This window comes from Pseudomonas sp. NFACC25 (assembly GCF_900100935.1).
Taxonomy (GTDB): domain Bacteria; phylum Pseudomonadota; class Gammaproteobacteria; order Pseudomonadales; family Pseudomonadaceae; genus Aquipseudomonas; species Aquipseudomonas marginalis.
Map to the genome: position 1 here is coordinate 115,427 of NZ_FMUC01000007.1, position 26,692 is coordinate 142,118.

Annotated in this window: 24 protein-coding genes and 2 pseudogenes; 16 read left to right on the forward strand and 10 right to left on the reverse strand. The window is 58.8% G+C overall.

Going from position 1 to position 26,692, the window contains the following annotated elements:
* Positions 1 to 80: 80 nt before the first annotated feature.
* On the forward strand, positions 81 to 995 hold the full coding sequence (xerC, locus tag BLQ09_RS17375; protein WP_027605855.1) for a site-specific integrase: 915 nt from the start codon (positions 81 to 83) through the stop codon (positions 993 to 995).
* A gap of 16 nt (positions 996 to 1,011) precedes the next feature.
* On the opposite strand, the gene BLQ09_RS17380 is transcribed toward xerC, so the two are convergent.
* Both BLQ09_RS17380 and BLQ09_RS17385 read right to left on the reverse strand, forming a co-directional pair.
* A complete protein-coding gene (locus BLQ09_RS17380; RefSeq protein ID WP_092358015.1) occupies positions 1,012 to 1,869 on the reverse strand; it encodes an SDR family oxidoreductase in 858 nt (285 codons plus the stop codon).
* A 100-nt stretch (positions 1,870 to 1,969) separates the two neighbouring features.
* Complete coding sequence (locus BLQ09_RS17385; RefSeq protein ID WP_092358017.1) at positions 1,970 to 3,178, reverse strand: multidrug effflux MFS transporter; 1,209 nt, start codon at positions 3,176 to 3,178, stop codon at positions 1,970 to 1,972.
* A gap of 136 nt (positions 3,179 to 3,314) precedes the next feature.
* On the opposite strand from BLQ09_RS17385, the pseudogene BLQ09_RS31910 reads away from it, so the two are divergent.
* The 5 genes and pseudogenes from BLQ09_RS31910 to BLQ09_RS17405 form a co-directional block, all read left to right on the forward strand.
* Positions 3,315 to 4,070: pseudogene (locus tag BLQ09_RS31910) on the forward strand (MCP four helix bundle domain-containing protein); the annotation flags it as partial.
* A gap of 132 nt (positions 4,071 to 4,202) precedes the next feature.
* A complete protein-coding gene (locus tag BLQ09_RS31915) occupies positions 4,203 to 4,928 on the forward strand; it encodes a methyl-accepting chemotaxis protein (RefSeq protein ID WP_370671277.1) in 726 nt (241 codons plus the stop codon).
* 199 nt (positions 4,929 to 5,127) lie between these two features.
* Positions 5,128 to 6,048 (forward strand): ribokinase, encoded by a 921-nt coding sequence (gene rbsK, locus BLQ09_RS17395; RefSeq protein WP_092358021.1) that lies wholly within the window; start codon positions 5,128 to 5,130, stop codon positions 6,046 to 6,048.
* A gap of 26 nt (positions 6,049 to 6,074) precedes the next feature.
* Positions 6,075 to 7,406: an L-fucose:H+ symporter permease gene (gene fucP / locus BLQ09_RS17400; protein WP_027605850.1), complete on the forward strand. Its 1,332-nt coding sequence runs from the start codon at positions 6,075 to 6,077 to the stop codon at positions 7,404 to 7,406.
* A complete protein-coding gene (locus tag BLQ09_RS17405; protein ID WP_092358023.1) occupies positions 7,403 to 8,449 on the forward strand; it encodes an aldose 1-epimerase family protein in 1,047 nt (348 codons plus the stop codon). The genes fucP and BLQ09_RS17405 overlap by 4 nt, the downstream gene beginning before the upstream one ends.
* Here the strand turns inward: BLQ09_RS17405 and deoR are convergent.
* Positions 8,446 to 9,204: a DNA-binding transcriptional repressor DeoR gene (gene deoR / locus BLQ09_RS17410; RefSeq protein WP_043293538.1), complete on the reverse strand. Its 759-nt coding sequence runs from the start codon at positions 9,202 to 9,204 to the stop codon at positions 8,446 to 8,448. The two genes, BLQ09_RS17405 and deoR, sit on opposite strands and share 4 nt — an antisense overlap.
* Positions 9,205 to 9,332: 128 nt before the next feature.
* On the opposite strand from deoR, the gene deoC reads away from it, so the two are divergent.
* The 5 genes and pseudogenes from deoC to BLQ09_RS17435 form a co-directional block, all read left to right on the forward strand.
* A complete protein-coding gene (gene deoC / locus BLQ09_RS17415) occupies positions 9,333 to 10,016 on the forward strand; it encodes a deoxyribose-phosphate aldolase (protein WP_027605847.1) in 684 nt (227 codons plus the stop codon).
* 189 nt (positions 10,017 to 10,205) lie between these two features.
* Complete coding sequence (locus BLQ09_RS17420) at positions 10,206 to 10,565, forward strand: response regulator (protein ID WP_065927544.1); 360 nt, start codon at positions 10,206 to 10,208, stop codon at positions 10,563 to 10,565.
* Entirely contained in the window at positions 10,565 to 11,176 is a 612-nt protein-coding gene (locus tag BLQ09_RS17425) for a chemotaxis protein CheC (protein WP_027605845.1), read from the forward strand. The genes BLQ09_RS17420 and BLQ09_RS17425 overlap by 1 nt, the downstream gene beginning before the upstream one ends.
* Positions 11,177 to 11,188: 12 nt before the next feature.
* On the forward strand, positions 11,189 to 12,517 hold the full coding sequence (locus BLQ09_RS17430) for an ATP-binding protein (protein WP_027605844.1): 1,329 nt from the start codon (positions 11,189 to 11,191) through the stop codon (positions 12,515 to 12,517).
* A gap of 2 nt (positions 12,518 to 12,519) precedes the next feature.
* Positions 12,520 to 12,903 (forward strand): annotated as a pseudogene (locus BLQ09_RS17435) (response regulator); the annotation flags it as partial.
* Positions 12,904 to 13,000: 97 nt separating this feature from the next.
* Here the strand turns inward: BLQ09_RS17435 and BLQ09_RS17440 are convergent.
* The gene (locus BLQ09_RS17440) at positions 13,001 to 13,360 is read right to left on the reverse strand and encodes a winged helix-turn-helix transcriptional regulator (RefSeq protein ID WP_027605843.1); all 360 of its coding nucleotides are present in this window, start codon (positions 13,358 to 13,360) and stop codon (positions 13,001 to 13,003) included.
* Positions 13,361 to 13,458: 98 nt separating this feature from the next.
* Between BLQ09_RS17440 and BLQ09_RS17445 the strand changes: the two genes are divergently transcribed.
* Entirely contained in the window at positions 13,459 to 14,208 is a 750-nt protein-coding gene (locus BLQ09_RS17445) for an SDR family NAD(P)-dependent oxidoreductase (RefSeq protein ID WP_027605842.1), read from the forward strand.
* Between the two features lie 257 nt (positions 14,209 to 14,465).
* On the opposite strand, the gene solA is transcribed toward BLQ09_RS17445, so the two are convergent.
* Entirely contained in the window at positions 14,466 to 15,623 is a 1,158-nt protein-coding gene (gene solA / locus BLQ09_RS17450; RefSeq protein ID WP_092358025.1) for an N-methyl-L-tryptophan oxidase, read from the reverse strand.
* 94 nt (positions 15,624 to 15,717) lie between these two features.
* Between solA and BLQ09_RS17455 the strand changes: the two genes are divergently transcribed.
* A complete protein-coding gene (locus BLQ09_RS17455; protein WP_092358027.1) occupies positions 15,718 to 17,499 on the forward strand; it encodes a sensor domain-containing phosphodiesterase in 1,782 nt (593 codons plus the stop codon).
* Here BLQ09_RS17455 and BLQ09_RS17460 read toward each other — a convergent pair.
* The 4 genes from BLQ09_RS17460 to BLQ09_RS17475 all read right to left on the reverse strand — a co-directional run bounded on the left by BLQ09_RS17460 (position 17,452) and on the right by BLQ09_RS17475 (position 22,130).
* A complete protein-coding gene (locus BLQ09_RS17460; protein ID WP_027605840.1) occupies positions 17,452 to 18,129 on the reverse strand; it encodes a dTMP kinase in 678 nt (225 codons plus the stop codon). The two genes, BLQ09_RS17455 and BLQ09_RS17460, sit on opposite strands and share 48 nt — an antisense overlap.
* A gap of 177 nt (positions 18,130 to 18,306) precedes the next feature.
* The gene (locus BLQ09_RS17465) at positions 18,307 to 19,674 is read right to left on the reverse strand and encodes a glutamine synthetase family protein (protein ID WP_092358029.1); all 1,368 of its coding nucleotides are present in this window, start codon (positions 19,672 to 19,674) and stop codon (positions 18,307 to 18,309) included.
* A 56-nt stretch (positions 19,675 to 19,730) separates the two neighbouring features.
* Positions 19,731 to 21,131 (reverse strand): aspartate aminotransferase family protein, encoded by a 1,401-nt coding sequence (locus tag BLQ09_RS17470; protein ID WP_092358031.1) that lies wholly within the window; start codon positions 21,129 to 21,131, stop codon positions 19,731 to 19,733.
* A gap of 210 nt (positions 21,132 to 21,341) precedes the next feature.
* Positions 21,342 to 22,130 carry an SDR family NAD(P)-dependent oxidoreductase gene (locus BLQ09_RS17475; protein WP_092358033.1) on the reverse strand — a complete coding sequence of 263 codons (789 nt, stop codon included), beginning with the start codon at positions 22,128 to 22,130 and terminating at the stop codon, positions 21,342 to 21,344.
* A 97-nt stretch (positions 22,131 to 22,227) separates the two neighbouring features.
* On the opposite strand from BLQ09_RS17475, the gene BLQ09_RS17480 reads away from it, so the two are divergent.
* Positions 22,228 to 23,133 (forward strand): LysR family transcriptional regulator, encoded by a 906-nt coding sequence (locus tag BLQ09_RS17480; protein WP_027605836.1) that lies wholly within the window; start codon positions 22,228 to 22,230, stop codon positions 23,131 to 23,133.
* Positions 23,134 to 23,154: 21 nt separating this feature from the next.
* On the opposite strand, the gene BLQ09_RS17485 is transcribed toward BLQ09_RS17480, so the two are convergent.
* Positions 23,155 to 24,045 carry a LysR family transcriptional regulator gene (locus BLQ09_RS17485; protein WP_092358035.1) on the reverse strand — a complete coding sequence of 297 codons (891 nt, stop codon included), beginning with the start codon at positions 24,043 to 24,045 and terminating at the stop codon, positions 23,155 to 23,157.
* Between the two features lie 165 nt (positions 24,046 to 24,210).
* On the opposite strand from BLQ09_RS17485, the gene BLQ09_RS17490 reads away from it, so the two are divergent.
* Both BLQ09_RS17490 and BLQ09_RS17495 read left to right on the forward strand, forming a co-directional pair.
* Entirely contained in the window at positions 24,211 to 25,293 is a 1,083-nt protein-coding gene (locus BLQ09_RS17490; protein WP_027605834.1) for a 4-oxalomesaconate tautomerase, read from the forward strand.
* 44 nt (positions 25,294 to 25,337) lie between these two features.
* On the forward strand, positions 25,338 to 26,651 hold the full coding sequence (locus tag BLQ09_RS17495; protein ID WP_092358037.1) for a dicarboxylate/amino acid:cation symporter: 1,314 nt from the start codon (positions 25,338 to 25,340) through the stop codon (positions 26,649 to 26,651).
* The last annotated feature ends 41 nt before the right edge of the window (positions 26,652 to 26,692 follow it).

Sequence of the window (26,692 nt, forward strand, 5' to 3'; positions counted from 1 at the left end):
ACTCGGTCTTCGCCAATTCACTAAATACATCGATTAAACAATGAGTTGTTCGAGGTATTTAATCCAAAGGCTGATCTACCTTGACCGAGTCTATCCGCAACCCGTTGACCCTCTACCTCACCCGCCTGGCCCCCTCCAGCCAACTGACCATGCGCTACGTGCTGCAGGACGCCGCCGACCGCCTGGGCTTCGAAGACATCAACCTCGAAGACATCGACTGGCACCTGCTGCAACCCGAACATGTCATCGCCCTGGTCGCAGCGTTGCGTGAAGACGGCTACGCGCCGAATACCTCATCCCTGTACGTGAATGCCGTGCGCGGGGTGATGAACGAAGCCTGGCGCATGAGCCTGATCAGCCAGGAACATCTCCTGAAAATGCGCACGGTCAAGGCCACGCCCGGCACGCGCCTGGGCCAGGGCCGCAATCTGCGGCGCACGTTGATCCGGGAGATGATGGAAGTCTGCGCCGCCGACCCACGCCCCCAGGGCCTGCGTGATGCAGCGGTCATCGGCATCCTGTACGGCTCGGGCATGCGCAAGTCCGAGTCGGTCAACCTCGACCTGGCGCAGATCAACTTCGATGAACGCAGCTTGCGGGTAATCGGCAAGGGCAATAAGGAATTGGTCAAGTATGCGCCGGACTGGGCTTTCGCCAAGCTGCAGGCGTGGTTGGCGTTCAGGCGCGAACAGCTCAAGGAAGGCGAGCAAGACGACAGCTTCCTGTTCAACCGCATACGCCGGGGCAGCCATATCACCCGGGAACGTATCACCAAGCACGCTATTTACTACATCGCCCGCCAACGGGGTGAGCAGGTGGGGGTGAAGATCATGCCCCACGACTTTCGCCGCTCGTTTATCACGCGGGTGATCGAGGAGCATGACCTGTCGATTGCACAGAAGCTGGCACACCACACCAATATCCAGACCACCGCCAGCTATGACGTGCGTGACGACAACGAGCGGCGGCGGGCGGTGGATCGGTTTGATCTGTAGAAGAACAGCCGCGGACCTACAGAATCGGTTTGCCGCCGGTGACCGCATAGCGGGAACCCGAGATATAGCTGGCCTCGTCCGATGCCAGCAGCACATAAATCGGCGCCACCTCCACCGGTTGGCCGGGGCGGCCCAGTGGGGTTTCGCTGCCGAAACTCTGCACGTCGTCATCGGTCATGGTCGCCACGATCAACGGTGTCCAGATCGGGCCGGGCGCGACACTGTTGACGCGGATGCCCTTGCTGCCGAGTAATTGCGCCAAGCCACCGGTGAAGTTGGCGATTGCGCCCTTGGTGGCGGCATAGGCCAGCAGGGTCGGCTTGGGCATGTCGGAGTTGACCGAGCTGGTGTTGATGATCGAACTGCCGGCCTTCATATGCGGCAGCGCAGCCTTGCAGAGGCGAAACATCGCGGTGATGTTGATATCGAAGGTCTTGACCCATTCCTCATCCTCGATCTCTTCGAGCGTCTCGTGGGTCATCTGGAATGCCGCGTTATTCACCAGCACGTCAATGCGCCCGAACTGTTCCACGGTCTTGTCGACCAGCGCCTGGCAGGTGGCTTTTTGCGCAATGTCACCGGGCAGCAACAGGCATTGGCGGCCCGCTTCCTCGACCCAGCGCGCGGTTTCCCTGGCGTCTTCGTGTTCGTCCAGGTACGCGATGGCCACATCGGCGCCTTCACGGGCGAAGGCGATGGCCACTGCGCGGCCAATGCCGCTGTCGGCGCCGGTGATCAAGGCGATCTTGTTGGCCAGCCGGCCGGAGCCCTTGTAACTCTGTTCCCCACAGTCCGGGTACGGGTCCATGGTGCGTTGGGTACCGGGCACGTTTTGCGCCTGGGGGGCGAAGGGCGGGCGTGGGTAGTCAGTCATTTCCAATCTCCATAGGTTTCGAACGGTGCTATGGGATTAGTAGTTTCATGGCCGGCGATAGTTGTAATGGATGCCGGCCAGGCCCGACGAGCGGTATCGCTCAGCCGTGGGGCGGGGCGCTCGCCAGGTGCGCCGGCAGACGGCCCAAGGTCCACAGCGTGGTGAACATCGCCGCGAGCGCACACAGCGCGATACCCATGAGCATCGGCGCCGGTGTGTGGTCGGCGAACACTCCGACCAGGGTCATGGACACGGCAGCGGTGATCATCTGGATCGCGCCCAACAGGGCGGAGGCAGATCCCGCCACAGCACCATGATCTTCCAGGGATAACACGCCCGCCGCCGGCAACAACAGGCCGAGGAAACCGAAGCCGATAAACAGCGACGCCATCATCAAGGCCAGGCTGTCGACCCACAGCGTGGTCGCGGCCAGCAGCACCATCACGGCGGCTACGGCGACCACCGACCAGCGAATCAGTGGCGCCAGGCCGAAGCGCGCGCTCAAGCGTGCAGTGAGTTGGCTCATGGCAAAAAACGACGCGGCGTTCAGGGCGAAACACAGGCTGAACTGGGTAGGCGTAAGGCCGAAGTATTCGATATACACGAAGGGCGCACTGCCGATAAACACGAAGAACGTCGCCAGCCCGAACCCGCACACCACCGACAGACCGATGAAGACCGGGTCACGCAGCAGTGCGCCGTAGCTGCTGAATGCCGTGCCCAAGGTCTTGCCCAGTCGGCGCTCGGCGGGATGGGTTTCGGGCAGCTGCACAATTGTCATCACCAGGCACAGCACGGCCACCACCGCGAGCACGGCGAATACTTCGCGCCAGCTCCACAATGAAATCACCAGGCTGCCGGCCAGCGGCGCGAGAATCGGCGACACACTCATCACCAGCATCAGCAAGGCCATCAGCCGCGCAGCTTCATGGCCGGTGTACAGGTCACGCACGATCGCCCGGGGAATAACCATCCCGGCACAGGCGCCGAAGGCCTGCACGGCACGAAAGCCAATCAGCATTTCAATCGTAGGCGCCAGCGCGCAGCCGATACTGCCCACGGCAAAGATCACCAGCCCCGCATAAATCGGCGGCTTGCGCCCGAATACATCGCTGATCGGGCCGTAGAACAGCTGGCAAACCCCAATGATCATGAAAAATACCGTGAGGCTCATCTGTACCGCCGCCGGCGAGGCGTGCAGGCTGGCGCCCAGGGTGGGCAGGGCAGGCAGGTAGATGTCGATGGCGAACGGGCCGACGGCGGTAATCAACCCCAGCAGTAACGCAAGGTGGGCAATACTTCGGGACATGGGCGGTTTCCGGCAGCGCAAAAGTCGATCAGCTTAAGGGATCCGCGCAGATCCGCAAACTTAGGCTTCACTAACAGGGATTGATGCCGATAACGGTAAGAACGTTGCTTCGACGGTTGGGTATGGGGATGTCAGCATGACGATCAAATTACGCTTGATGCTGTTGATTGCCACTGGGTTGCTCACGGCTCTGGTCATGAGCCTGGCCGGCTACCTGGGGAATGTTCGGATGAGCGAGGCCGTACAGGATAGCGAGGTGAGCATGACGGTCCTGCGCAACCATATGGAAGCCGACATGATGCACGACGCACTGCGTGCCGACGTGCTGTCCGCGATGCTCGTGGGGTTGGGCAAAAGCACCAGCAGCAAGGATGAGGTCAACACCTCGTTGAAGGAACACGCCGAGCATTTCCGTCAGGTACTGGGGGACAACCTCAAGTTGCCGCTGGATCCCACGATCAAAAGCGGCCTGGAAAGAATCAGACCCAGCCTGGACACCTATATCAGTGCCGGCGAGCGCATCGTCGCGCTGGCACTGGAGAATCCTGAGGCCGCTCGCGGGGAACTGGACACCTTCAACAAGGCGTTTTCCCAGCTGGAAGATCAAATGGCGGCGATGAGCGAGCTGATCGAAAGCAATACCCAGGAGACCAGCGCCAGCACGCGGCAGACCATCAGCCACGCCAATTTGACCTTGGGCGCCGTATTGCTCGCCAGCCTGTTGCTGCTGCTGGCCCAGGGGCGCTGGGTGTTGTCGAGCATCATGGCGCCGCTGCAGGCCGCCAGTCGCATTGCTGCCAGTATCGCCCGGGGTAACCTGAGCGAGCCGATTGTCGAACCCAAGCGCAAGGACGAAGCCAGCTCGTTGATCCGCAGCCTTGCCACCATGCAGCGAGATCTACGCGGCATGATCGAGGTGGTGCGCAGCAATGCCCACGGCGTCAATGGCATGAGCGAACGCTTGAGCCAGGGCTGCCATGACGTCGCCGGCAGCAGCCAGCAGCAAAGCGCGGCCGCCAGCACCATGGCGGCCGCGGCCAGTGAAATGACCGCCAGTATCGAGGAAATCACCCGGCATGCCGGGCGTGCCCTGGATATGGCCAACCAAGCCGAAGCCCTGGCCAAGGACGGCGGCCGGGTGATCCATCAGGTGGTGAAGGACATGGATGGCATTGCCCGCTCAGCGCAGCAATCGGCCCAGGTCATTCGTACGCTGGACAAGGAGTCCGAGGCAATCTTCAGCATTATCCAAGTGATCAAGGGCATCGCTGACCAAACCAACCTGTTGGCCCTGAACGCCGCGATTGAAGCCGCCCGCGCCGGCGAACAGGGACGCGGCTTTGCAGTGGTCGCCGATGAAGTGCGCAGCCTGGCGGGCCGCACCAGCGCCTCGACCCAGGAAATTGCCAGCATGGTCGGGCGTATCCAGCAGAACACCCGGGAAGCGGTGACCAGCATGGAGGAGGGCGTCACCCAAGTGGACAAAGGCATGGCGGTAACTGCCGAGGTGGAGCGAGCGATCCGCGATATTCTGCAGGCCACCCTGAATACCACCGAGTTGGTGAACGACATCTCGCGCACCATCGGTGAACAGAGCCTGGCCAGCAACGAGATCTCCCACCAGGTGGAGATGATTGCGGGAATGTCGGAAAACAACAGCCGCATCATTGGCGAAACCGCCTCGACCACCGATGAGCTGGCCGGGCTGGCCGGCAAGTTGTCGCAATCCGTGGATCGCTTCAGCCTGTAACACCGCACAGACCTGATACACGCTTTATGGACCGGCCCCCTGTGGGTCGGTTTTTTTTGGCCGGTCCACCGGCCCACTCGCAGGGCTCGTTGACCGGGCACTGCAAAAAAAGATTGAATATTCACACCTAATGTTATTTAAATAACAAAACAAGAGCACCACGACCTGCCTGGTCGTGGTGCAACAAGGTGGAATAGCAATGAGCAAGATCGCAGTCATCGGCAGCAATATGGTGGATTTGATCACCTACATCGACCGCATGCCGGCCCAGGGCGAAACCCTGGAAGCGCCTGGTTTTGCCCTCGGGTGTGGCGGCAAGGGGGCGAACCAGGCGGTGGCGGCCGCCAAGCTTGGGGCGCAGGTGCTGATGTTGAGCAAGGTCGGCGACGACATGTTTGCCGACAACACCCTGGCCAACTTCCAGCGTTTTGGTATCGACACCCGTCATGTGCAGCGGGTGCCTGGGGTTTCCAGCGGTGTCGCGCCGATTTTTGTGCGAGCCGACTCCCACAACAGCATTCTGATCGTCAAAGGCGCCAATGCGCATTTGTTGCCGGCGGACATCGACGCGGCGGCCGCCGACCTGCGCGAGTGCACGCTGATCGTGCTGCAGTTGGAGATCAATCTGGAGACGGTCTACTACGCCATCGAATTTGCGCACCGGCACGGCATCGCGGTGCTGCTCAACCCGGCACCGGCCCTGGCCGGCCTGAGCGGGGAGCACCTGGCGCAGCTGGATTTCCTGATCCCCAATGAATCGGAACTGGCGTTGATCACCGGCCAGGTCGTGGACTCGCCGGACGCCGCCCAGCGCGCAGCGCGCACGCTGGTGGCCAGCGGCATTCGCCACGTGATCGTCACCCTCGGTGAACACGGTGCGTTGTACGTGGGAGAGGAGGGCGAATTCCGGGTGCCGGGCCGAAAGGTCGTGGCACGGGACACCACGGGCGCCGGCGACGCCTTTATCGGATGCTTCATCCAGCACTGGAGCCGCGACGGCGGTATCCGGCAGGCCATGGAACAGGCCGTGGCGTATTCCGCCTGCTCGGTCATGGCCCTGGGCACCCAGACGTCATATCCCGACAGCGAGGCGTTCGCCCGTTTCCTGCAACAGCCGTAACCCCCAAACCAGCCCGGAGAACAATAATGAACAAACCTGCGCTGCAACAGACACCCGATGGTTTCTACCTGAACCGCACGCCCTGGTTCGCCTTTATCCTGCTGTGCAGCATCTTTGCGCTGTGGGCGGCGGCGGCAAGCATGAATGACGTGCTGATCGCACACTTCAAGAAAGCGTTTTTGCTCAGTGATTTCCAGACCGCCTTTGTGCAGTCGGCGTTTTACCTGGGCTACTTTTTCGTGGCGATTCCGGCGGCAATGGTGGTGCGCCGCTTCAGCTACAAGAGCACGATCCTGATCGGGTTGCTGCTGTACATGTTCGGCTGCCTGCTGTTTTTCCCGGCGGCGTCGACGGCCAAGTACGGCATGTTCCTGCTGGCGCTGTTTGTGATTGCGGCCGGCCTGTCGTTCCTGGAAACCGCCTGCAACACCTACTCGACCCTGATGGGGCCCAGGGAAACCGGGACGCGGCGCTTGAACATCTCGCAGACGTTCCACCCCTTCGGTGCGATGGCAGGGGTGTACGTCGGCAGTTTCGTGATGTTCAAGGACACCGACGCGACCACGGAACAACTGACCCGGATGAGCGCCTCCGAGGCCGCCGTGCAGCAGTTGCAGATGATCCAGTCCACGCTGTTGCCCTACAAGTGGATGATCGCCGTGCTGGTGCTGATGTTTATCCTGGTTGCGATCACTCGGTTCCCGGCCTGCAAGGGCAATAAGCCGGCTGACAGCAAGCCTGGCAGCCTGCGCCACAGCCTGGGCCGACTGTGGCGTAACCCGCGCTTTACCTTTGGCGTATTGGCGCAGTTTCTCTACGTGGGCGCCCAGGTCGGCGTGTGGAGTTTCACCATTCGCCTGGCGATGCAAATGGGCGGAATGAATGAGCGCAGCGCCTCATGGTTTTTGCTGACCACCTTTGCCGCCTACTTTGTCGGCAAGATGATCGCCAACCTGTTGATGCGCCGCCTGCATCCGGCCAAGGTCCTGGCGATCTACGGTGTGCTGTGCATTGTGCTGCTGGCCTACACCATTCTGGTGCCGAATATTTCGGCGGTGTACGCAGCGGTCGGCGTGAGTATTTTCCTCGGCCCGTGCTGGCCGACCATTTACGGCCTGACCATCGATGGGCTGGGTGAAGACACCGGCGTCGGCGGTTCATTGCTGGTGATGAGCATCGTCGGCGGCGGGGTGATTCCGATCTTCCAGGGCCTGTTGTCCGATGCCAGCGGCGGCAATATGCAACTGGCCTACAGCGTACCGTTGCTGTGCTTTATCGTGATCGTGATGTACGCGGTCAAGTGCATGCGCCAACCCGGCACGTTGCCGTCGAGCGCCGCCGCGGCGGTGGCCTCATGAATACGCAGATCCCGCTGTATCCAGCGGTGTTTGCCGAGCAGGAGAGAATCCTGTTGCAGTCCGAGGATTTCAAGGTCAGTGCCTGGATCTATCCATCCGGGGTGCTGGCCGTGAGCCTGGAGAACAGCCGTGGACGCCTGGTGCTGCTGCCTTATCAAGGGCAGATGATCTGGTCGGCGATGTTCGATGGCTGTGACCTGACCATGAGCAACCTGTTCGAGCAACCCCGGCCCAGCCCGACGGTCGTCGATACCTACGGCTGCTTCATGTTTCACAGTGGCCTGCTGCGCAACGGTTGCCCGGCGCCGGATGACACCCACGCCTTGCACGGCGAAATGCCTTGCGCCCCGATGGACTCGGCCTGGCTGGACATCGGCGAGGGCTTTGTGCGCCTGGGCGGTTGTTATCAATATGCCAAGGGCTTCGGCGATCGCTACCGGGCGCGCCCCAGCGTGACCCTGCGCGCCGATTCGGCGGTGTTCGATATCGACATGGACGTGACCAACCTGGCCGGCAAGCCTATGGAACTGATGTACATGGCCCACATGAACTACGCCTTTGTGGCCGGCGCGCGGTTTGTCGAGCCATGGGGCATGCAGCGCCTGCGCCTGCGCACCAGCATTCCGGGCCACGTCAAGCCGACGCCGGACTGGAGTGCCTACATGGCGCAACTGGCCGAACAACCCGGGCAATTGGCCTGCCTCGATCAGCCGGGGTTGTACGACCCTGAAATCGTGTTTTTCTTCGACGGCGTCGGCACGGACGCCACCGGCCAGGCGCACTTCCTGCTGGATCATCCCGATGGAGCGGCGTTCTACACCCGCTATCGCCCCGAACAATTCGCCCACGCCGCACGCTGGATCCTGCACACGCCGGATCAGCAAGTGGCGGCGTTCGTGCTGCCATCGACGTGCGAACCCGAGGGCTATAACGCCGAGAAAGCCAAAGGCCACGTGCGTCTGCTGGCGGCGGGCGCCAGCGCTTCGTTCAGGGTCACCACTGGCTACCTGAGCGAGCAGGAACGCCAGCGGTTGCTGGGTTAAACCAGCAATTGCGCGCCGTGGGCCTGGATGGCGTCCTTGTAGCTGCGGGGGATTTTCTTGTCGCTGACCACGTACTGAAAGTCCTCCAGGGTGGCGAAGTGAGCGGTGCGCACCGTGTCGAACTTGCTGAAATCGGCGAGCAACACACGTTGCTGGGCCTGGCGCATGACCTTTCGCTTGACCTCGACTTCGTTGAAGTTGAAGCACGTCACGCCGAATGCCTGGCTGACGCCGGCGGCCGTCACGAAGGCCCAGGTCAGGCGCACGCTGTCGAGGATGCTGCTTTCGGCACTGTTTTCAAACACCTGGTTCTTGCGGTGGAAGGTGCCGCCGCACAACACGATGTGGCAGTTGGGCTTGTTATGCAGCTTGAGCAGCACGTTCAAGGAGCTGCACACCGCCGTGAACTCCAAGTCGTCGGGGATGAAGTCGATCACAAACGGCGAGGTGGTACCGCAGTCGAAAAACACCGTGTCACCGGGCTGGATCAGGCGCGCGGCGAGTTTGCCGATGCGGCGCTTTTCCTCGACGTGGCGGGTGTCCTGCTCGGCAACCCGGTAATCACTGACCTCGCTGCCGACCCGGGTGATGTAGCCACCCAGCAGGCGCAGGTGATCACTGAAGTGGTTGAGATCGCGGCGCAGGGTCATCTCCGAAACCTCCAGCAGCGCCGCCATTTCCCTCAGGTGAATGGCGTTCTGGTCCTGCAAGGCTTGTTGGATAAGCTTGAGTCGCTCGGCTTTTCTACTGTCCACGAGTATTCCAGGGCTTGATTGTTTGTGTTAGATAAGCAACATTTAATGTTATTATTGTAACGTATTAGTGTGAGTGCTGTGACAAGCGGCACACGACCATTCGCAACATACAGGCAAGGGCACGTTAAATGAACACTCTTCAACCCGCAGCATTGGCCAAGTACATCGATCACACCTTGCTGGCGCCCGACGCCTCCCGCGAGCAGATTCGCACCTTGTGCGAGGAAGCCCGGGAGCACGGTTTTTATTCGGTGTGCCTGAACTCAGGGCAGGTGCCTTACGCCGCTTCCTGCCTGACCGACGACAGCGTGGTGATTTGTGCCGTGGTGGGCTTTCCCCTGGGCGCCGGCCTGAGTGACACCAAGGCCTTCGAAGCCGAACGGGCGATTGCCGCCGGGGCAGGGGAGATCGACATGGTGCTCAATATCGGCTGGTTGAAGGACGGTTTGCTGGAGGCAGTGCGCGAAGACATTGCCTTGGTCCACAAGGCCTGCGGCGCCGTGCCGTTGAAGGTCATCCTGGAAACCTGCCTGCTGGACGACGAAGAGAAAGTCCAGGCCTGCGAAATCTGCCGGGACCTGGGTGTGGCGTTCGTCAAGACCTCCACGGGGTTCAGCCGAAGCGGTGCCACCGCCGAAGACGTGGCCCTGATGCGTAAAACCGTGGGCGCCGCGGTTGGGGTCAAGGCGTCCGGGGGCGTGCGCGATTATCCGACGGCACTGAAAATGATTGAAGCTGGCGCGACACGTTTGGGCAGCAGTTCGGGGATTGCGATTGTCGGCGGGGCGATGACGGCGGCCAGTGGTTACTGAGTTTCGGGCCGGCGCTTGGCAGCCTGCAGGGAAATCCCTACAGGCCGCGCAAATCATTAGAGCACTATCCGGATTTCTTCATGGCTCTTTGCTATATGTCACGCTAGAGTGATTGGAAGATTCAATGAAGTCTTGATTTCTCCGGCCTCGGCCGAGGCCGCAGGACACTTCATACCTGTGGAGTGCACCATGAAAGTTCTAATCGCCGATGATTCATCCATGTCCCGCAAGATGGTCTTGCGTTCCCTGCCGGAATCACTGACCGAAGATGTTCGCCAGGCCTGTAACGGTGCCGAGGTGATGGAGGCTTACCACGCCGGTTTGGTCGACCTGCTTTTTCTCGACCTCACCATGCCCGTCATGGACGGCTTCCAGACCCTGGAAGCACTCAAGCGCGAAGACGCCAATGTGGTCGTCGTGGTGATCAGTGCAGACATCCAACCCCTGGCCAGGCAACGGGTATTCGACCTGGGCGCTGCTGCATTCGTAGCCAAGCCGGTTACGGCTGAAGCTGTAGTCAATGCCTTGCACGTCATAGGAGTGCTTTGATGGAAACCTTGGCCGCACTCACCGAAGACCAACGTGATGCCCTGCAGGAACTGATGAACATCGCCATGGGACAGGCGGCCGAGCGACTGGCGCTGCTGACCGATACCATGGTGACGCTTTCGGTTCCCTTTATTCACCCGCTGATCCGGGAACAGAATCACCTGTTGATTCCGGAGCATCTGCGCCGGAGCTTCATGATCGTCACCCGCCAGTCTTTTCTGGGTGAGTTACGTGGCGAAGTGTTCGTGTGCTTTGGCTCCAAGGGGGCCGATGAACTGGCCGAACTGCTGGGCTACAAGGGCAGCGGCCTGGAGCAGCAGCACGAATTGATGCTTGATGTCACCAACATCCTGACCGGCGCCTGCATCAGTGGCCTGGCAAGGCAGGTGGCGACTCAGGTGAGCTATGACGCACCGTCCATTCTCGTCCACACCGAACATGCGGCGAATGCACTGGATGAATTGAACCTGAATGAACACCTGGCGATGGTGCTGGAAATCCGTTTCGAGGTTCAGGCTCATCAGTTCTCCTGCGACTTGTTGATCTGCATCACTGAACGTACGGCAGGCGTTGTCGTTCGGGCCATCGATCGTTTGCTGGACGAGCTTTGAAGGGGCCTCTTCATGACAGACAGCAAGGTAATTTCCCGGGAAACCCTTGAGTCGATGCTCAAGGCCATCAATATGGGCGTGCTGCTGGTCGACCAGGACTGCAAGGTGCTGTTCTCTAACCATTTCATGTCCATCAACAGTGGCCGCAGCGCGGAAGAACTGGTCGGCCGTACGTTGTTCGAAGCCTTTCCGGAGCTGCCGGAGGCCTGGACCCGGCAGAAGATCAACAGCGTCATCACCCTGCAAAACTTTGCGTTCACGTCATGGCAGCAGCGGCCGCACCTGTTCAATTTCGAGAGTACCCGGCCCATCAGCGGCATGGTCCGGCTCATGTATCAGAACTGCACCTTCTTCCCCGTGCAAGACGCCGATGGCAGCAATCTTGGCGTGGGCCTGGCCATCAGTGATACGACTGATACGGCTGCCCGCCAACTCGAGTTGACGCAACTTAACAAGTTGCTGGAAGAAGAAAAGGGTGCCCAGGCGCTGCTGATCGCGCGGCTCGAAGACGCACAGGCGCAGTTGCTGCAGTCCGAGAAAATGGCGGCGATAGGGCAACTTGCTGCAGGCGTGGCCCACGAGATCAATAACCCGATCGGGTTTGTCGGCTCCAACGTCAACAGCCTGCGTCGTTACCTGGTGGACATCTTCGCGCTGCTCGAAGCCCATGAACAGGCGACCGACGAGAGGCATGCCAGCGCTCATCCCGAGCTTGCGGTGATGCGGGACAAGATGGATTACACCTTCATGCGCCAGGACATCGACGACCTGCTGGCCGAGTCGGTCGACGGCCTTGACCGGGTCACTCGCATCGTCAAGGACCTGCGCGAGTTCTCCCACGTCGACAGTTACGAATGGCAGTTGGCCGATCTGCACAAGGGGCTCGACAGCACCCTCAACGTTATCTGGAACGAGATCAAGTTCAAGGCTCAGGTGATCAAGCGCTACGGCGATGTCGAGCCCATCGAATGCATGGGCTCACAGATCAACCAGGTCTTCCTGAACCTGCTCATCAATGCCAGCCATGCCGTGGGGGCCGACGGCGAAATCACCCTCAGCAGCGGCAGGGAGGACGGGGGCGTCTTCGTCGAAATTGCCGACAACGGCCACGGCATTCCCCTTGAAATCCAGAACCGGATATTCGAACCGTTCTTCACAACCAAGCCGGTGGGCATGGGGTCGGGCCTTGGCCTGTCGTTGTCGTACAGCATCATGGTCAAGCACCATGGACGGCTCACCGTCGACAGTGAGCCGGGCAGGGGAAGTCGCTTCCGCGTCTGGTTACCCTTACGCCAGCCGGTAATCGAGGCTGTCTCTACCTGCGCCGTTGAAGGACGCTGATCATGGATACGCTGTCTTCCTGCGAAAAACGACACACCGTCATGCTGGTGGATGATGAGGAAAGTATCCTCAACAGCCTTCGGCGCCTGCTGCGCGCAAAGCCTTACGACTTGCTGCTGGCCACGAGCGGGGCCCAGGCGCTGAGCCTTTTCGAACAACACGCTGTCGACCTGATCGTCTGCGACGCGCGCATGCCGTTCATGGACGGGCCGACCTTGCTGCGCGAGGTGCATAGGCGCGATCCGCACTGCGTGAATATCCTGCTGACCGGCTACGCCGATATGAGCATGATCACCCAGGCGATCAACGATGGGTATGTGTTCCGTTACATCAGCAAGCCCTGGAATGATGAAGAGCTCAAGCTCACTCTCGATCAGGCTCTGGAAATGAAGAGTGCTCGCTGAGCGTAACCCTGCGAATTCGTCGCCAAGCCTATAACTCAACTAAATAGTCATTTAGTTGAGTTGGCTATCGGGGCAGGGCTCAGGCCTGGGCGAGGGCGCTGATACGCCGTTCGCTGATGCGCTCGACCGTGTCCATATGTTCGGTGCCCCACACGCACAACGCGCCCAGCGCAGTGGCCAGGGACTGCCCGAAGGGTGTCAGGGAATACTCGACCTTGGGCGGGATCTCCTGGAAGTCGATCCGCGCGATGATTTCGTCGCGCTCCAATTCCTTGAGTTGCTGGATCAGTACCTTGTCGGTCACGCCGCCAATCGCACGCCTTAACTCGCCATACCGATGAACATGTCGCGCCAGGTTATACAGGACCAGCGGTTTCCATTTGCCGCCAATCACCGCCAGGGCAGCCTCGAGCCCGCAATTGAAGGTGTTGTTCGCCATGTGATGGTGCTCCAAAGGGGTACTTACTAAAAGGTGCATACTATTCAAAAGAATAGTCTGGATCTAGAGTTGGGCCTCAACATTCTTCGGAGTTAACCATGAGCAGGCTCGACGGAAAAATTGCAGTGATCACCGGTGGCAACAGTGGTATTGGCCTGGCAACCGCCATGCGCTTTGCAGCGGAAGGTGCACAGGTTGTGATTGTGGGACGCAGGCAGGAAGAACTGGACAAGGCGCTCGGGCTGATCGGGCCTGGAGCGCTCGCCATTCAAGGGGATATCTCGAGGCTGGACGACCTGGAGCGCATTTTCACCCACATCAAAAGCGTCAAAGGTCGCGTAGACGTGCTGTTCGCCAATGCGGGCCTGGGGGATTTCCAGCCGCTCGGGTCGATCACCGAAGAGTCGTTCGATCGCACGTTCGGCATCAACGTCAAAGGCACACTGTTCACCGTGCAAACAGCGCTGCCACTGATGCACGCCGGCGGTTCGGTCATCCTCACCGGTTCGACTACCGGCACCATGGGCACACCGGCGTTCAGCGTGTACAGCGCCACGAAAGCCGCATTGCGTAATTTCGCCAGGAGCTGGGCGCTGGATTTGAAAGGCAGCGGTATTCGCGTCAACGTACTTTCACCGGGACCGATCTCGACACCGGGCCTGGACCTGGCGCTTTCAAGTACCGGCCAGAAGGATGCAATCATTGACGATATGACGGCGCAGTTGCCACTGGGCCGTATCGGCCAACCGGAAGAAGTTGCGGCGGCGGCATTGTTCCTGGCGTCGGACGACAGCAGCTTCATGACCGGCAGCGAAATGTTCGTGGATGGAGGGTTCGCTCAGGTTTGAGCCAGAGAGGGGTTTTGCCTGTTGGAATCTGACGGGCACTGCCCCTCATTACGCAACATCATATTACGCATAATGTATATTATGTTAAATCGTGTGTCAGGCTCAGCCACTTCCCGCTCTCGTCGCCTACTGCGGTGCACCATCGCTATCATAGGTGCTGGATTCGTACCTGACGGCATTACTCATCGCCGGAGGGAACGCTGATGCTTGACTTACTTCTCAGCGAATCAAGATTCATGAGTGTGTTCCCGGAACGCTTACGTACTCGGCACCGTGAATCCGGCTTCACGTCCATGATAGCGCTCGAAGCGTTTAAGGGAGAAAGACGAGAGATCCAAGTCGGTCGAACCGCGTATGCACCACTGTGCAAACGCCTCGCCCAACGCGGCGGAATGTTTGAAGCCGTGACCGGAACAGGCGGACACCACCAAGGTGTGCTGCCACGACGGATGCTCATCGATAATGAAATGGCGATCCGGCGTCACGGTGTAGGCGCAGACAGCAGACTTGACCACGCTCGAGGTCACACCGACGATGCGGCCGCGCACCTGGTGCTCATACATGTCCCGCTCTTCCGCCGGCGAGACCGTACGATCCATTGTTTGCGGCAACGAAGTAGTGTGGTATTGCGCGGTGGCGATTTTCAGGCTGCCCTCGCCGTGTAATGCGGGAAAGCCGTAGTTGATTTTGTCGTCGCCACGGCCGTGAGTGAGGATAAACGTCGGTGAGTGATCCACCCACTCGGCGCCCTCCTCCAGCCCGAACCAGAACAGCTTCTGCCGGTAGACGCTGAGCAGGCTGTCAAACGGCTCGCCCAGCAAACCGCCGCTCCAGTTGCCGGCGCTAATCACAAGCTTGTTTGCAAAGAGCGTGCGCAGATTCGTAGTGACATGGACTCCCTGCTCATTCGAGCTAATCCCAGTGACGGTTTCGCCTTTGTAGAGGATTGCTCCGTGTTGCTCGGCCAACTTGAGCTGCACATCAATGCAACGTTCAGGACGTACAAAACCTCCACCTGGCTCGAAATAGCCGATGGCAGTGTCGTGTACGTTGGCAAGTTGTGGAAAGCGCTGGCGAATCTGTTCGGCGGATAAAACGTCGTGCTCGATGCCATAGGCCTGTGCTAGGCCGATGGTGCGCAATGTGAAGTCGGTTTTATCGTTGGGGTCAAACTCGGGACTCGAAGTCAGAACCAATAGACCCGACTGTTCGAACAGCGACTCCCCTGATAATTGCTCAAGCTCGCGCCAGATGCGGTGGGAATTGCGCACAATGGGAACGTACTGCGCGCCCTCACCCACCGAAAGCCGGGTAATACGCGTATCGCCATGGCTGGAGCCCAGGTTGTGAGGTGGGTGCGCTGAGGCCAAACACGCGCCTCTCCCGGCAACACAGGAGAGGCCGCCTGCCTGCATACCGCTGAGCTATCAGAGGAATAGAAAAAACAACATCATAATGATGGCACTGTCTGATACCGTGCACATAAACACAGCCACTCCGAGGATTGTCATGGGCGCAGGCGCTCCTATTCCGCCGAATGAAATTGAACGGCTTAAAGAGGTCGCGAAATTTTGTCCAGCTGACAGCGAGTACGATACTGTCTTCGATAAAATCGTCGAGATGGTTTCTGCTTACTTCAACGCCCCCATAGCGCTGATTTCGATCGTCGATGAGCATCAGCAATGGTTCAAGGCGCGCGTAGGGCTTGAAGAGACGCAGACACCACGAGAAGTGTCCTTCTGCGCTTACTCGACGCTGGATAACGCCCCGCTGGAGGTATTGGACGCGACGCTTGATCCCCGCTTTAAAGACAATTCCCTGGTAACGGGGCCTCCGTATATTCGTTATTACACAGGCACCCCACTGATTACCGAAGAGGGTTTTACGCTGGGAAGCCTGTGCATCATTGATACAGTCTCACGTGCCGCTATGAGTGAGCGTGATAGCGCGATGCTCAGCGGTTTTGCTGAACTGGTGATGATGCACATCCACAGCATGCGCTCTCGAAACTTCGTCGACCAACCCACAGGGTTATTTAATCGACTCCGGTTTGAGGAGGATATACGCCAAGCGCTCAAGACCCACAGCGCGTGCCAAGCGTATGCGGTTGACATCATCTCGCCAAAGTTCCTTAACGATATCGTGAAGGCGTTGGGTTACAGTTTTGCCACAGACTTGGTCCTGGCAATCAAAGCGCGCCTACAAAAACTATTACCGCCACAGTGTCTACTTTATAAAATTAGCCCGACGCGGTTTGGTTTCCTCCTTGAGGAGGATCAAACGGCCGAGCACATTTGTGAAAACATCCTCAAGGACTTCAAAAAGCCTGTCGAATGCCACGCCATCCCCATACTCATGCAAGTCGGGATTGGCGTCCTGCCTATTCATAGCTCAGGGCTCCAGCAAGACTGGCTTCGCCTGGTGGTCAGCGCTGCGGATGAGGCGCGTGACCGCAGGCTGGGATGGTCGCGCTATGAGCCCCATTTTGATGCGGCTCAACAACGCGCGTTCATGTTGTTGAGTTCGTTGCCGGAGGCGGTCAGCGCCGACAAACAGTTCAGCCTGGTGTACCAGCCAAAAATCAAACTGCCCTCAGGACGGTGTCATTCAGTAGAAGCACTATTACGTTGGACACATCCTTTACTGGGGCCCATCAGCCCTGCTGAATTCATACCCTTGGCTGAAAAAACCGCACTCATACCCTCTGTTGGATTGTGGGTGCTCAACGCAATCATCCAGCAAGCGGTTATTTGGAAAGCGCAAGGTGTGCGCCTGCGGATAGCGATGAACATTACCGTCAGCGATCTTGAAAGCGCCGAATTCGTCGACTCGATGATCCATGAGATTCAACAGCACGGCCTGGACCCCGCTGGCTTTGAACTTGAGTTTACCGAAAGCATGCTCATGACCAACCCTGAAGAAGTCATCCGGCAACTGGAGCGTGTCCGTAAGTTTGGAGTAGAGGTTGCTGTTGATGACTTTGGCACCGGCTACAGCAACTGGGCTTATTTGAAGGAGCTCCCGGCCAATACTGTCAAGCTTGACCAATCTCTGATCAGCGGGCTGGGCAGCAATCAAAATGACAAGCAACTGGTTAAAACCCTGATCGGACTGGCTAAGGGGCTCGGCTACCGGGTGGTTGCAGAAGGCGTAGAAAATCAAGAAATCCTGGACCTGTTAATTCAGTGGGGATGTTCCGAGGCACAGGGTTATTTGATAGCCAAGCCTATGAGCGCCGAGGCATTAGAAGCCTGGATAGCACAAGGAGTCGATGGAGGTCGGGGCCGGTAGAATGACTGCCGGGGACGCGCAAGCAAGGACTCTATAGATCGCGGACACCACCTGCATCGTTGCGTCTTCGATCGTGCCTTCATTACGGCACAAAACCCAACCGTGATCTGCCATCGCTCGCTCGAATGCCTGGGTACACGCGCTATGTTCTTCCAGCTTATGGATCACCGTGCTGCTCAGCCCACGCCGTCGTGCCGCTGCCCTCGCCCATGAAATCTCAGGGGCGGTGACAATCCCGACATGCAGGTCTGGCACTCGCACGTTTCGATCAATGTTCAACTGCAGGATCTCTGCAAACGGAATTATCCGGCGAAACGCGGCATCCGACGGGTACCAGCGATCGATCAGGATGATGCTGCCTGGTGGCTGTTTAGCCAGCACCTGCCGGGAAATCCAGGCACGGCTGTCAGCAAAGCGTTCACACACCCGCAGCTCCAGCTCCCGGGAGGGATTTCTGACGAGCTGGTTAACAAGCGCCATTGTTCCCTCCCGGTACGGATCGCTTTTTCTCTCGCAAAGCCGGATCACCTTTTTGTTGCCTGCCCTCAGTGCTTTCGTAACGGCCTCCAACAGCGTGGTTTTGCCGGTGCCCTTGGGCCCATCCAGAGAAACAAACAGCGGACGATTCATTCTTCACTTAACAATTGAGATACCGTTTTTTTGCCCTGTCCGGACGCTGGAACCGCTCGGTGCGACTGCGCGAAGGCCCTATGAACAGAAAGTGATGAACACTCTACCCTTGTTTTGGCTCACGGGTCCCAAATCCACGCTGACAACCGCTGGTGAGCATCAGTTATCGCCCATCAGTCATGCGTGAGTGAGGTACCAGCGCCAGTCCTGCTCCCCGACTTCAGCGTTGAATTGACGGAACTCGCGCCATTTGATCGCCAGATACACCTTCAGGAATTCGGCGCCCAGCGCCTCGCGTGCCCACGTTGAATCCTGCAAGGCCTGCAACGCGGTCAGCCAGTCGGTGGGTAGAAAATCGGTAGCCTGCTCATAGCCATTTCCCACGATCGCCGGGCCGGGATCGCTTTGATGGGTGATGCCGTAGTGAATCCCCGCGAGTAATGCGGCAGCGGCAAGGTACGGGTTGGCGTCCGCCCCGCAAATGCGGTGTTCGATGTGCCGACTGATTGCTGACCCGCCGGGCACGCGGAACGACACCGTACGATTGTTGACGCCCCAACTTTTGGCCAGTGGCGCGTAACTGCCGGCCTGGAACCGGCGATATGAATTGGCATGGGGGCAAAATATCGCCAGTGAGTCAAACAAGGTCGCCATCATCCCGCCAATCGAGTGACGCAACAGGAGCGTACCCTGTGGGTCTTCGCTCGCATACAGGTTGTTACCCTCCTCGTCGGCCAGGCTGACGTGCAAATGCATGCCACTCCCGGCCTGGTCGCTGAACGGCTTGGCCATGAAGCACGCTTGTAGCCCATGTTTGTTGGCGACACCTTTGACCAGGCGTTTGTAGCGTACGCCTTCATCAATAGCCTGGAGTGCGTCGAAACGATGTTCCAGGGTCAACTCGACTTGGCCTGGAGCGTACTCGGAGATGGCCGTCCTTACCGGCAGGCCCTGTAGCGCACACGCAGCGTAGAGGTCATCAAGAAAGGGTTGCAGCTGCTCCAATTCGTAGAGGCCATAAACCTGCGGTGCCTGGGGACGGACGCCGTTGGCCTGCAATGCCGGCTGCGGCCGACCGCTGGCATCGCGTTGCTGGTCCAGCAAGTAAAACTCCAGCTCAACGGCCATTACCGGATGGAAACCATCGGCTTTGAGTCGGTCAATGGCATGCACCAGTACGTGTCGCGGGTCTGCCGGTGCGGCAGGAATACCTTGGGTCGGGTGCATGCTCACCTGCACCTGGCCGGTGGGGTTGGTGCGCCAGGGTTGCAGGGTCAGGCTTCCCGCCAAGGGGTATGTCCAACAATCGGCATCGGCGACATCCCAGACCAGGCCTGTGTCTTCGACGTCTTCACCCTGCACGGTCAAGGCGAGAATGGAACTTGGCAGCGGCCGACCGTTTGCGTAGATCGCCAGCAGTTCGTCGCGATGCAGCAGTTTGCCTCGCGGAACACCGTTCGCGTCGAGAAGGAACAACTCGATGCTCAGCACTTCAGGGTGGGCGGCCAGATAAACTTCGGCCTCTTTTTTATCAGCAAATTGCATGTCACACCTCTTGGCGCTCATTCAAGCGACTGGACAGTATTCAAGAACAATGGAACTTATGAACAGATAACCCGCGCTCCAGGTAAGGCAAGCAGCGCGGTCAGCGCGTTATCCAACTCACCGATCAGCCTGTCGACATCCCCTTCACTTGTTTGCGGACAGCACAGGGTCATGTTGTGAAAAGGCGTGATCAGGATCCCGCGATTAATCAGATAGAGATGCAGCGCCATTTGAAGGCTGTCATGAAAAGCCGCCTCGGCTTGCGCGCCGGTTCTGGGCGAGGTGGCACAGAATTGAAACTCACAACGAGCCCCCAACTCGGTTACCGACCAGTTCAGTTGGTGCCGCTTGAACAACGCTCGAAATCCCTGGGCCAGTCTTGAGGCCAGGGGCAGCATGCGCTGGTACGCAGACTCGGTCATGACCTCTTCGAGGCTGACGCGCATGCAGCGCATCGCCAGTGCGTTGGCGGACAAGGTGGTGCCCATGCCACTGTGGCCATGCCCGCCGCTCTCTTCGCTGATGCTTTTCTGCGCATCGTGCATGGCCAACGCAACGTGCTCGGTCATGCCAAAGACTGCGCAAGGCACGCCACCGGCGATGGGTTTCCCCACTACGAAAAAGTCGGGTTTCAAATCCCATTGGCGCGTGCATCCACCGATGCCGGTAGAAATAGTGTGGGTCTCATCAATGACCAACAGGCTGCCGTATTTTCGCGTCAGCTCGCGGCACTGTTGCATGAACCCCGGATCGGGCAGGACCATGCCGATATTGGTCATCGCCGGCTCGCACATCAGCGCGCACACGTCGCCCTGAGCTAAAGCAGCCTCCAGTGCAGCGACATCGTTGAAGGGAATGGATCGACTGTATTGGGTCAAGTCGTAGGCTTGCCCCACCAGGCCCGAACGGTGCACGGTCTTGCCCTCTCGGTACCGGACCATCACGTCATCCACGGTGCCGTGATAACAGCCGTCGAACACCAGTAGAACATTGCGCTGGGTGATAGCGCGCGCCCAGCGCAGCACATAGCGATTGGCGTCGGTAGCGTTGGCGGTAACTTGCCAATAAGGCAGCTCAAACCGCTGGGCCAGCAACTCTGCGCAGACCACTGCGTCTTCGCCGGGCAGCATCGTGGTCAAGCCATTGTTCGCCTGCTCGGCTATGGCGCGGGCGATAGGATCAGGTGAGTGGCCAAACATCGTGCCGGTGTCGCCGAGGCAAAAGTCTATGCAGTCATGACCGTCGACATCGGTGAAGCGGGCACCTTTGGCACGCTGGACAAAAAGCGGCGAAGGCATCGACCAATCGCTCATCCAGTGCATGGGTACACCGTTGAACAGCGCCGCCTTGGCACGCTTGGCCAGCGCCATTGACGTTGGATTGTTTTCTATAAAACGGGCACGCTCGGCTGCGGCAAAGGCAGCAATCGCTGATTCACCAACTCCACTGTTCGACATGATTAGAACCCTTTGTTAAGTATCACATTAGTTAAACTTCGTTGCCGTATAGATAAGCCACACGCCCTCATTCTCCAGGTGCAGCAACAGCTCCCGAATATTGGGTGAATATCGCTCCGCAAACTATAACGTGGGTGTTGGCTTTAACTATTTACATTGCCAGCTGATATACAGCCTTGATATATCGCGCAGATGTTCATTGAAACGTCATTAACCGGATTGAGGGGCTTTATTCTCGACCAGGCAATTACCGCCATCGACCACGATAACTTCACCGGTGATGTAACTGGATTCTGGAGACGCCAGAAATGCAACCGCCGCCGCCACTTCGTGGGGACTGCCTGCCCGCCCGATCGGGGTAAAGCGCCCCGCCTCTGCTTCAACCGGCGTGGTTGAGCCCGTGGTGATCCATCCGGGCGCCACGCTGTTGACGGTAATCCCGTGCTTGGCGACTTCAAGTGCCAGTCCCATGTTCATGCCCACCATCGCGGCTTTGGCAGCGCTATAAGCGGCTTCGCCCGGGTTGCTCCCGCGGGTGCCCGTGGTGGAACTGATATTGACAATGCGCCCGTAACTTCGCGCCCTCATAGCGGGCAAAACAGCCCGCGTCAGAAGAAAAGCGGTGGTTAGGTTTCTGGCCAGTGAAAGGTTCCACTCATGCAGTTCCATACTCGCCAACTCCGAGAAAACCTCAGGGCTGCCTTGCATGGCCATACCGGCATTATTCACCAGAATATCGACCCGCCCCCAGACCGACACCGCCCAGAGGCCGAATTCCCGCACCTGACGTTCATCGGTGAGGTCAACCGCCCTGCCCTCAACTTCAAACCCTTCTGCGAGCAGCTCTTTAACGCGTTCCTCGATGCGGCGGCTACTGGCGGTGATGATCAATCTCGCACCCGCTGTACCTAGCCTGCGAGCGATCGCCATGCCAATACCCGCTTCACTGCCGGCACCACTGACAAGTGCCACATGCCCCCTCAAATCAGTATTTAACATGGTGTTCCCCACGTACTTAATTTGGAATAGAAGTGGAAATTAGGCTAATAAAACTGATAAACAAAGACGATCATCATCAGAAAATCTGACAACCACCATGGCGTTCACCAGTGAGTCACTGAAAGTTTTCCTTGCGGTTGTCGACAGCGGCTCCTTTTCCGCCGCCGCACGCAAATTGGGGCGGGTCCCCTCGGCCATCAACATGGCGGTGTCGCAGCTTGAAGCCGAACTGGATTTATTGCTTTTTGACCGATCAACCCGCAAAGCCATTCCTACGGCAGCCGCCAAAGCACTGGAGCCCCAGGCTCGACAGGTCGCCAGCCAGTTAAACCTGCTGGACGCCCATGCGCTCCAGCTTCATCAGGGGTTGGAGGAACGCTTGGTCCTTGCGATGGCGCCGGAGTTGCAGACAGGCGTATGGAATCGTCCGCTGTCCATTATCGCCCGGGAGTTTCCCACGCTTGAAATCGAGATTCGCTCCGCGTCCCATCCGGAGGCGATGCGCATGCTCCATGAAGGGCGTGTGCAGTTGGCCCTTGGATTTGAACGACCAGGGCTTGACGAGCGGGAGACGTTTCTTGAAGCGGGGAGCCAATTGCTGGTAGCCGTTGCCTCTCCGGATCATCCTGCGGCCGCCGGCAAGAAAAGCCCCTTGAGTGAAGAGCAACTGGTCAACGTTCGGCAGATCATCGTGGCTACTGGAGGGCCTACAGACTCTGATCCACGTGTTGTGCTGTCACGGCGGATTTGGCACAGCGACAATTACCTGGCAACGCTGGATCTGGTCCAGCAAGGATTGGGCTGGGCTTATCTTCCACAGCCGTTGGTACAACCTCTGATCAGTTCGGGCGCATTGACGGAGGTGGTGTTTGACAACATGCCGAGTCAGATGCGGCTATGGGTCGATATCATCTGGGTAAAGAACCGCCCCCTGGGGCTGGCAGCGAGTCGCTACCTGAGCCTGATGCGCAAGATTGTCGAGGACGAGCCGCGGCGTGTTTGAGAAAAAAACCAGCCGTATGGCTCATTGAGGCCATTGCTCAAGCAGTATCGAGACGAATTTCTCCGCCGCCGGCGAAAGCGATGCTCCCCGGCGATAGACCAGGCCCAAGGAGCGGTTCACAACCGGCTCGATCAACGGGACGCTGACCAAGGTTGGATGATCTTCAGCCGGCATGGCCAGGCTCGGCATCGCCGAAACCCCCAGGCCGGCCTCCACCAGGCCCAGCGAAGTCGAGAGGTGCTGGACTTCGTAGAACCATTGCGGCCGCCAACTCAGGCCAGACAGCGCGTGATCGAGCAGCATGCGGTTGCCGCTCAGGCGCCCTACCCCGATCAGGCGGTAATCGCTCAATTCGGACCAGGTGACCGAACTGCGTCCAGCCAACTCGTGATCACGCCGGCACGCCAATACAAAGGGCTCGCTGACCAGGGGCACGAACTCAATGTCCGGATGCTGCCCACTCATCATGTTGATCCCGAAGTCGGCCTCTCCCCGCAGCACCGCTTCAAGCCCCTCATTGGCACTCAAGTCCAGCAGGCGGATGCGGATTTTTGGGTAGCGCTGGTTATACAGGCGAATGACTGACGGCAGGAAATAGAAAGCCGCAGTCGGGATACACGCCAGGGTTACCCGGCCAATCTGGCGTTCGGCCAGTTCACGGATATTGAGAATCGACTCATCGAAGTCATCCAGCAACCGACGTGCCTTGGGAAGAAAGTCACGACCGACACTCGTGAGGCTGACCTTGCGCGTGGTGCGATCCAGCAACGAGGTGCCCAACCCCTCTTCCAGTTTTTTAATTCGGCGACTGAGTGCCGGTTGAGACAGGTGCAAGGCATCGGCTGCTTCGTGAAAACTGCCAAGTTCAGCGATTTTCACGAAGGATCGAATGTCATTCAGCTCATATTCCATGTCTTATCTCACCCGCACAAGGCGTCAAAAGGAAACTCAGCGTAAATTTATCATTCGCAAAACGCAATAATCTCTTCAATCTTTGCATTTGAAACATTTTTTAAAGCTTGAGACTCTTGCTCCAAGAACATCAATTACACCGATTGATCAACAAGAGTCAGTATCATGCAAAGAATTCCCTGTGTGCTGATGCGCGGCGGCACCTCGAAAGGTCCGGTTTTTCTTGACTGGGATTTGCCCGCCGCCGTTGAGGCCCGCGACGAACTGCTGCTTAACCTGATGGGCTCCGGTCATGAACTGGAGATCGACGGCATCGGCGGTGGCAGCCCGCAAACCAGCAAGGTTGCGATTGTCAGCCCTTCGCTGCACCCGGATGCGGACGTTGATTACTTGTTCGTTCAAGTGATGGTTTCACAACGCAGGGTCGACAGCGCCCCCAACTGCGGCAACATGCTGTGTGCGGTGGGCCCGTTCGCCGTCGAGCAGGGTCTGGTCAAAGGCACCCCGGAGCGCACCCGTGTGCGTATTCGCAACCTAAACACCGGCACCTTTATTCACTCCGACGTGTACACGCCGGATGGCAAAGTCAGTTACGAGGGCGATACCGCCATTGATGGCGTGCCCGGTACTGCCGCACCGGTGCAACTGACGTTCCTCGACGCAGCCGGCAGCAAGACAGGCAAGCTCTTTCCCACCGGTAACACGCAGGACGTGATCGATGGCATTGCGGTGACCTGTATCGACATGGCGATGCCCATGGTGCTTGTCGAAGCCAGCCAACTGGGCAAGCGTGGCGATGAGAGCCCGGCGGAACTGGACGCCGATAAGGAATTCCTGCGGCGCCTCGAGACACTGCGGCTTCAGGCCGGCCTGGCCATGGGCCTGGGCGATGTCAGCGACAAAGTGATTCCCAAGCCGGTACTGGTTTCGCCCGCGAAAGCCGGGGGCACGATCCAGGTTCGTTACTTCATGCCGCACAACTGCCACCGCGCGCTCGCCATTACCGGCTCGATTGGTTTGGCCACTGCGTGCGTGATCGAAGGCAGCATCGTTGCGCAGATGCTCGGCGGGATCAGTACGCCGCGCCTTGAAGCGGTGCGGATCGAACACCCGAGCGGCGGAATTGATGTCGTATTGTCCTACACCGGCGTCAACGGTGAGACAATTCAGGCCTCCGTCGTACGCACCGCCCGCAGGCTTTTCTCCGGCTACGTCTACGCCACTGACTCGCAGCGCCTTGCCGGATAAATTCCGATAGTCGTTGGCATTTTTGCATCCGCACAATTCTAAAAATGGGTGATGCCATGAAAGTTGTTAAATCGCTCTACTTCCAGATCCTCTGCGCCGTGGCGCTCGGCATCGTGGTCGGGCATTTCTGGGCCCAGCAGGCCATTGCACTCAAACCCCTGGGTGACGCGTTCATCAAACTGATCAAGATGATGATTGCGCCCGTGGTGTTCTGCACCATCGTCACCGGCATCGCCGGGATGAGCGACAAGCGCTCCCTCGGGCGCCTGCTGGGCAAAACCATGCTGTTGTTCTTCGTCCTCACGGTGATCAGCCTGGTGATTGGCCTGGTCGCGGTGTACGTGTTCCAGCCGGGCGTCGGCATGAACATCGATCCCAGCCAGCTGAGCACCAAAGGATTGGCCCAGTACACGGAGTCGGCCGCAAAGCTTGGGGTGGTGGAGTTTTTCATGCACATCATTCCCGAGACGTTTATCGGCGCCTTCAGTAAAGGTGAAGTGTTGCCGGTGCTGTTTATCGCGGTGTTGTCCGGCTTTGCCTTGTCGTCGCTGGGCGAGCGTGGCAAACCGGTACTCGACGTGCTCGAATCCGCCTCGCAAATGGTCTTCAAGATCTTTTCCTACCTGATGCGTTTTGCACCGGTCGGCGCTTTCGGGGCCTTGGCGTTCACTGTCGGCCAGTACGGCATCACCTCGCTGGGTTCGCTGGCGAAGTTGATCATGACCTTGTACATCGCCTGCGGCTTTTTCGTCTTCGTGGTACTGGGCAGCATTTGCCGCGCCAACGGCTTCAGCCTGTGGAAGCTGCTGCGCTACTTTCGGGAAGAGTTCCTGGTGGTACTCGGCACCTCCTCCACGGAACCGGTGATGCCGCGCATGCTGGAGAAACTCGAGGCACTGGGTTGCAAAAAAGGCGTCGTCGGCCTGGTACTGCCTACCGGCTACTCGTTCAACCTGGACGGCACCGCCATCTACCTGTCGTTGGCGGCGATTTTCATTGCCCAGGCCTGCAACATTGATCTGAGCCTGACGCAGATCATCACCATGCTGGCGATCATGCTGCTGTCCTCCAAAGGCGCCGCCGGGGTTACCGGCAGCGGGTTCGTGGCACTGGCCTCGACCCTGACGGTCATTCACGACATCCCATTGGCCGGCCTGGCATTGCTGATCGGCGTTGACCGCTTCATGTCTGAAGCTCGCGCCCTGACCAGCCTGGCCAGTAACGCCGTAGCGACGGTGGTGATTTCGATGTCTGAAAATGCCTGCCACCGCGACACGCTGAACCGGATGCTCGACGCAAAATCTTCTGCCGCACCGGGAAAAGCCTGGGACGACCTGAAGGACGCCAAACGCGTCTAGAGACAACCGGATAACGCTTCCCCCCTGACTTGACTGAACCC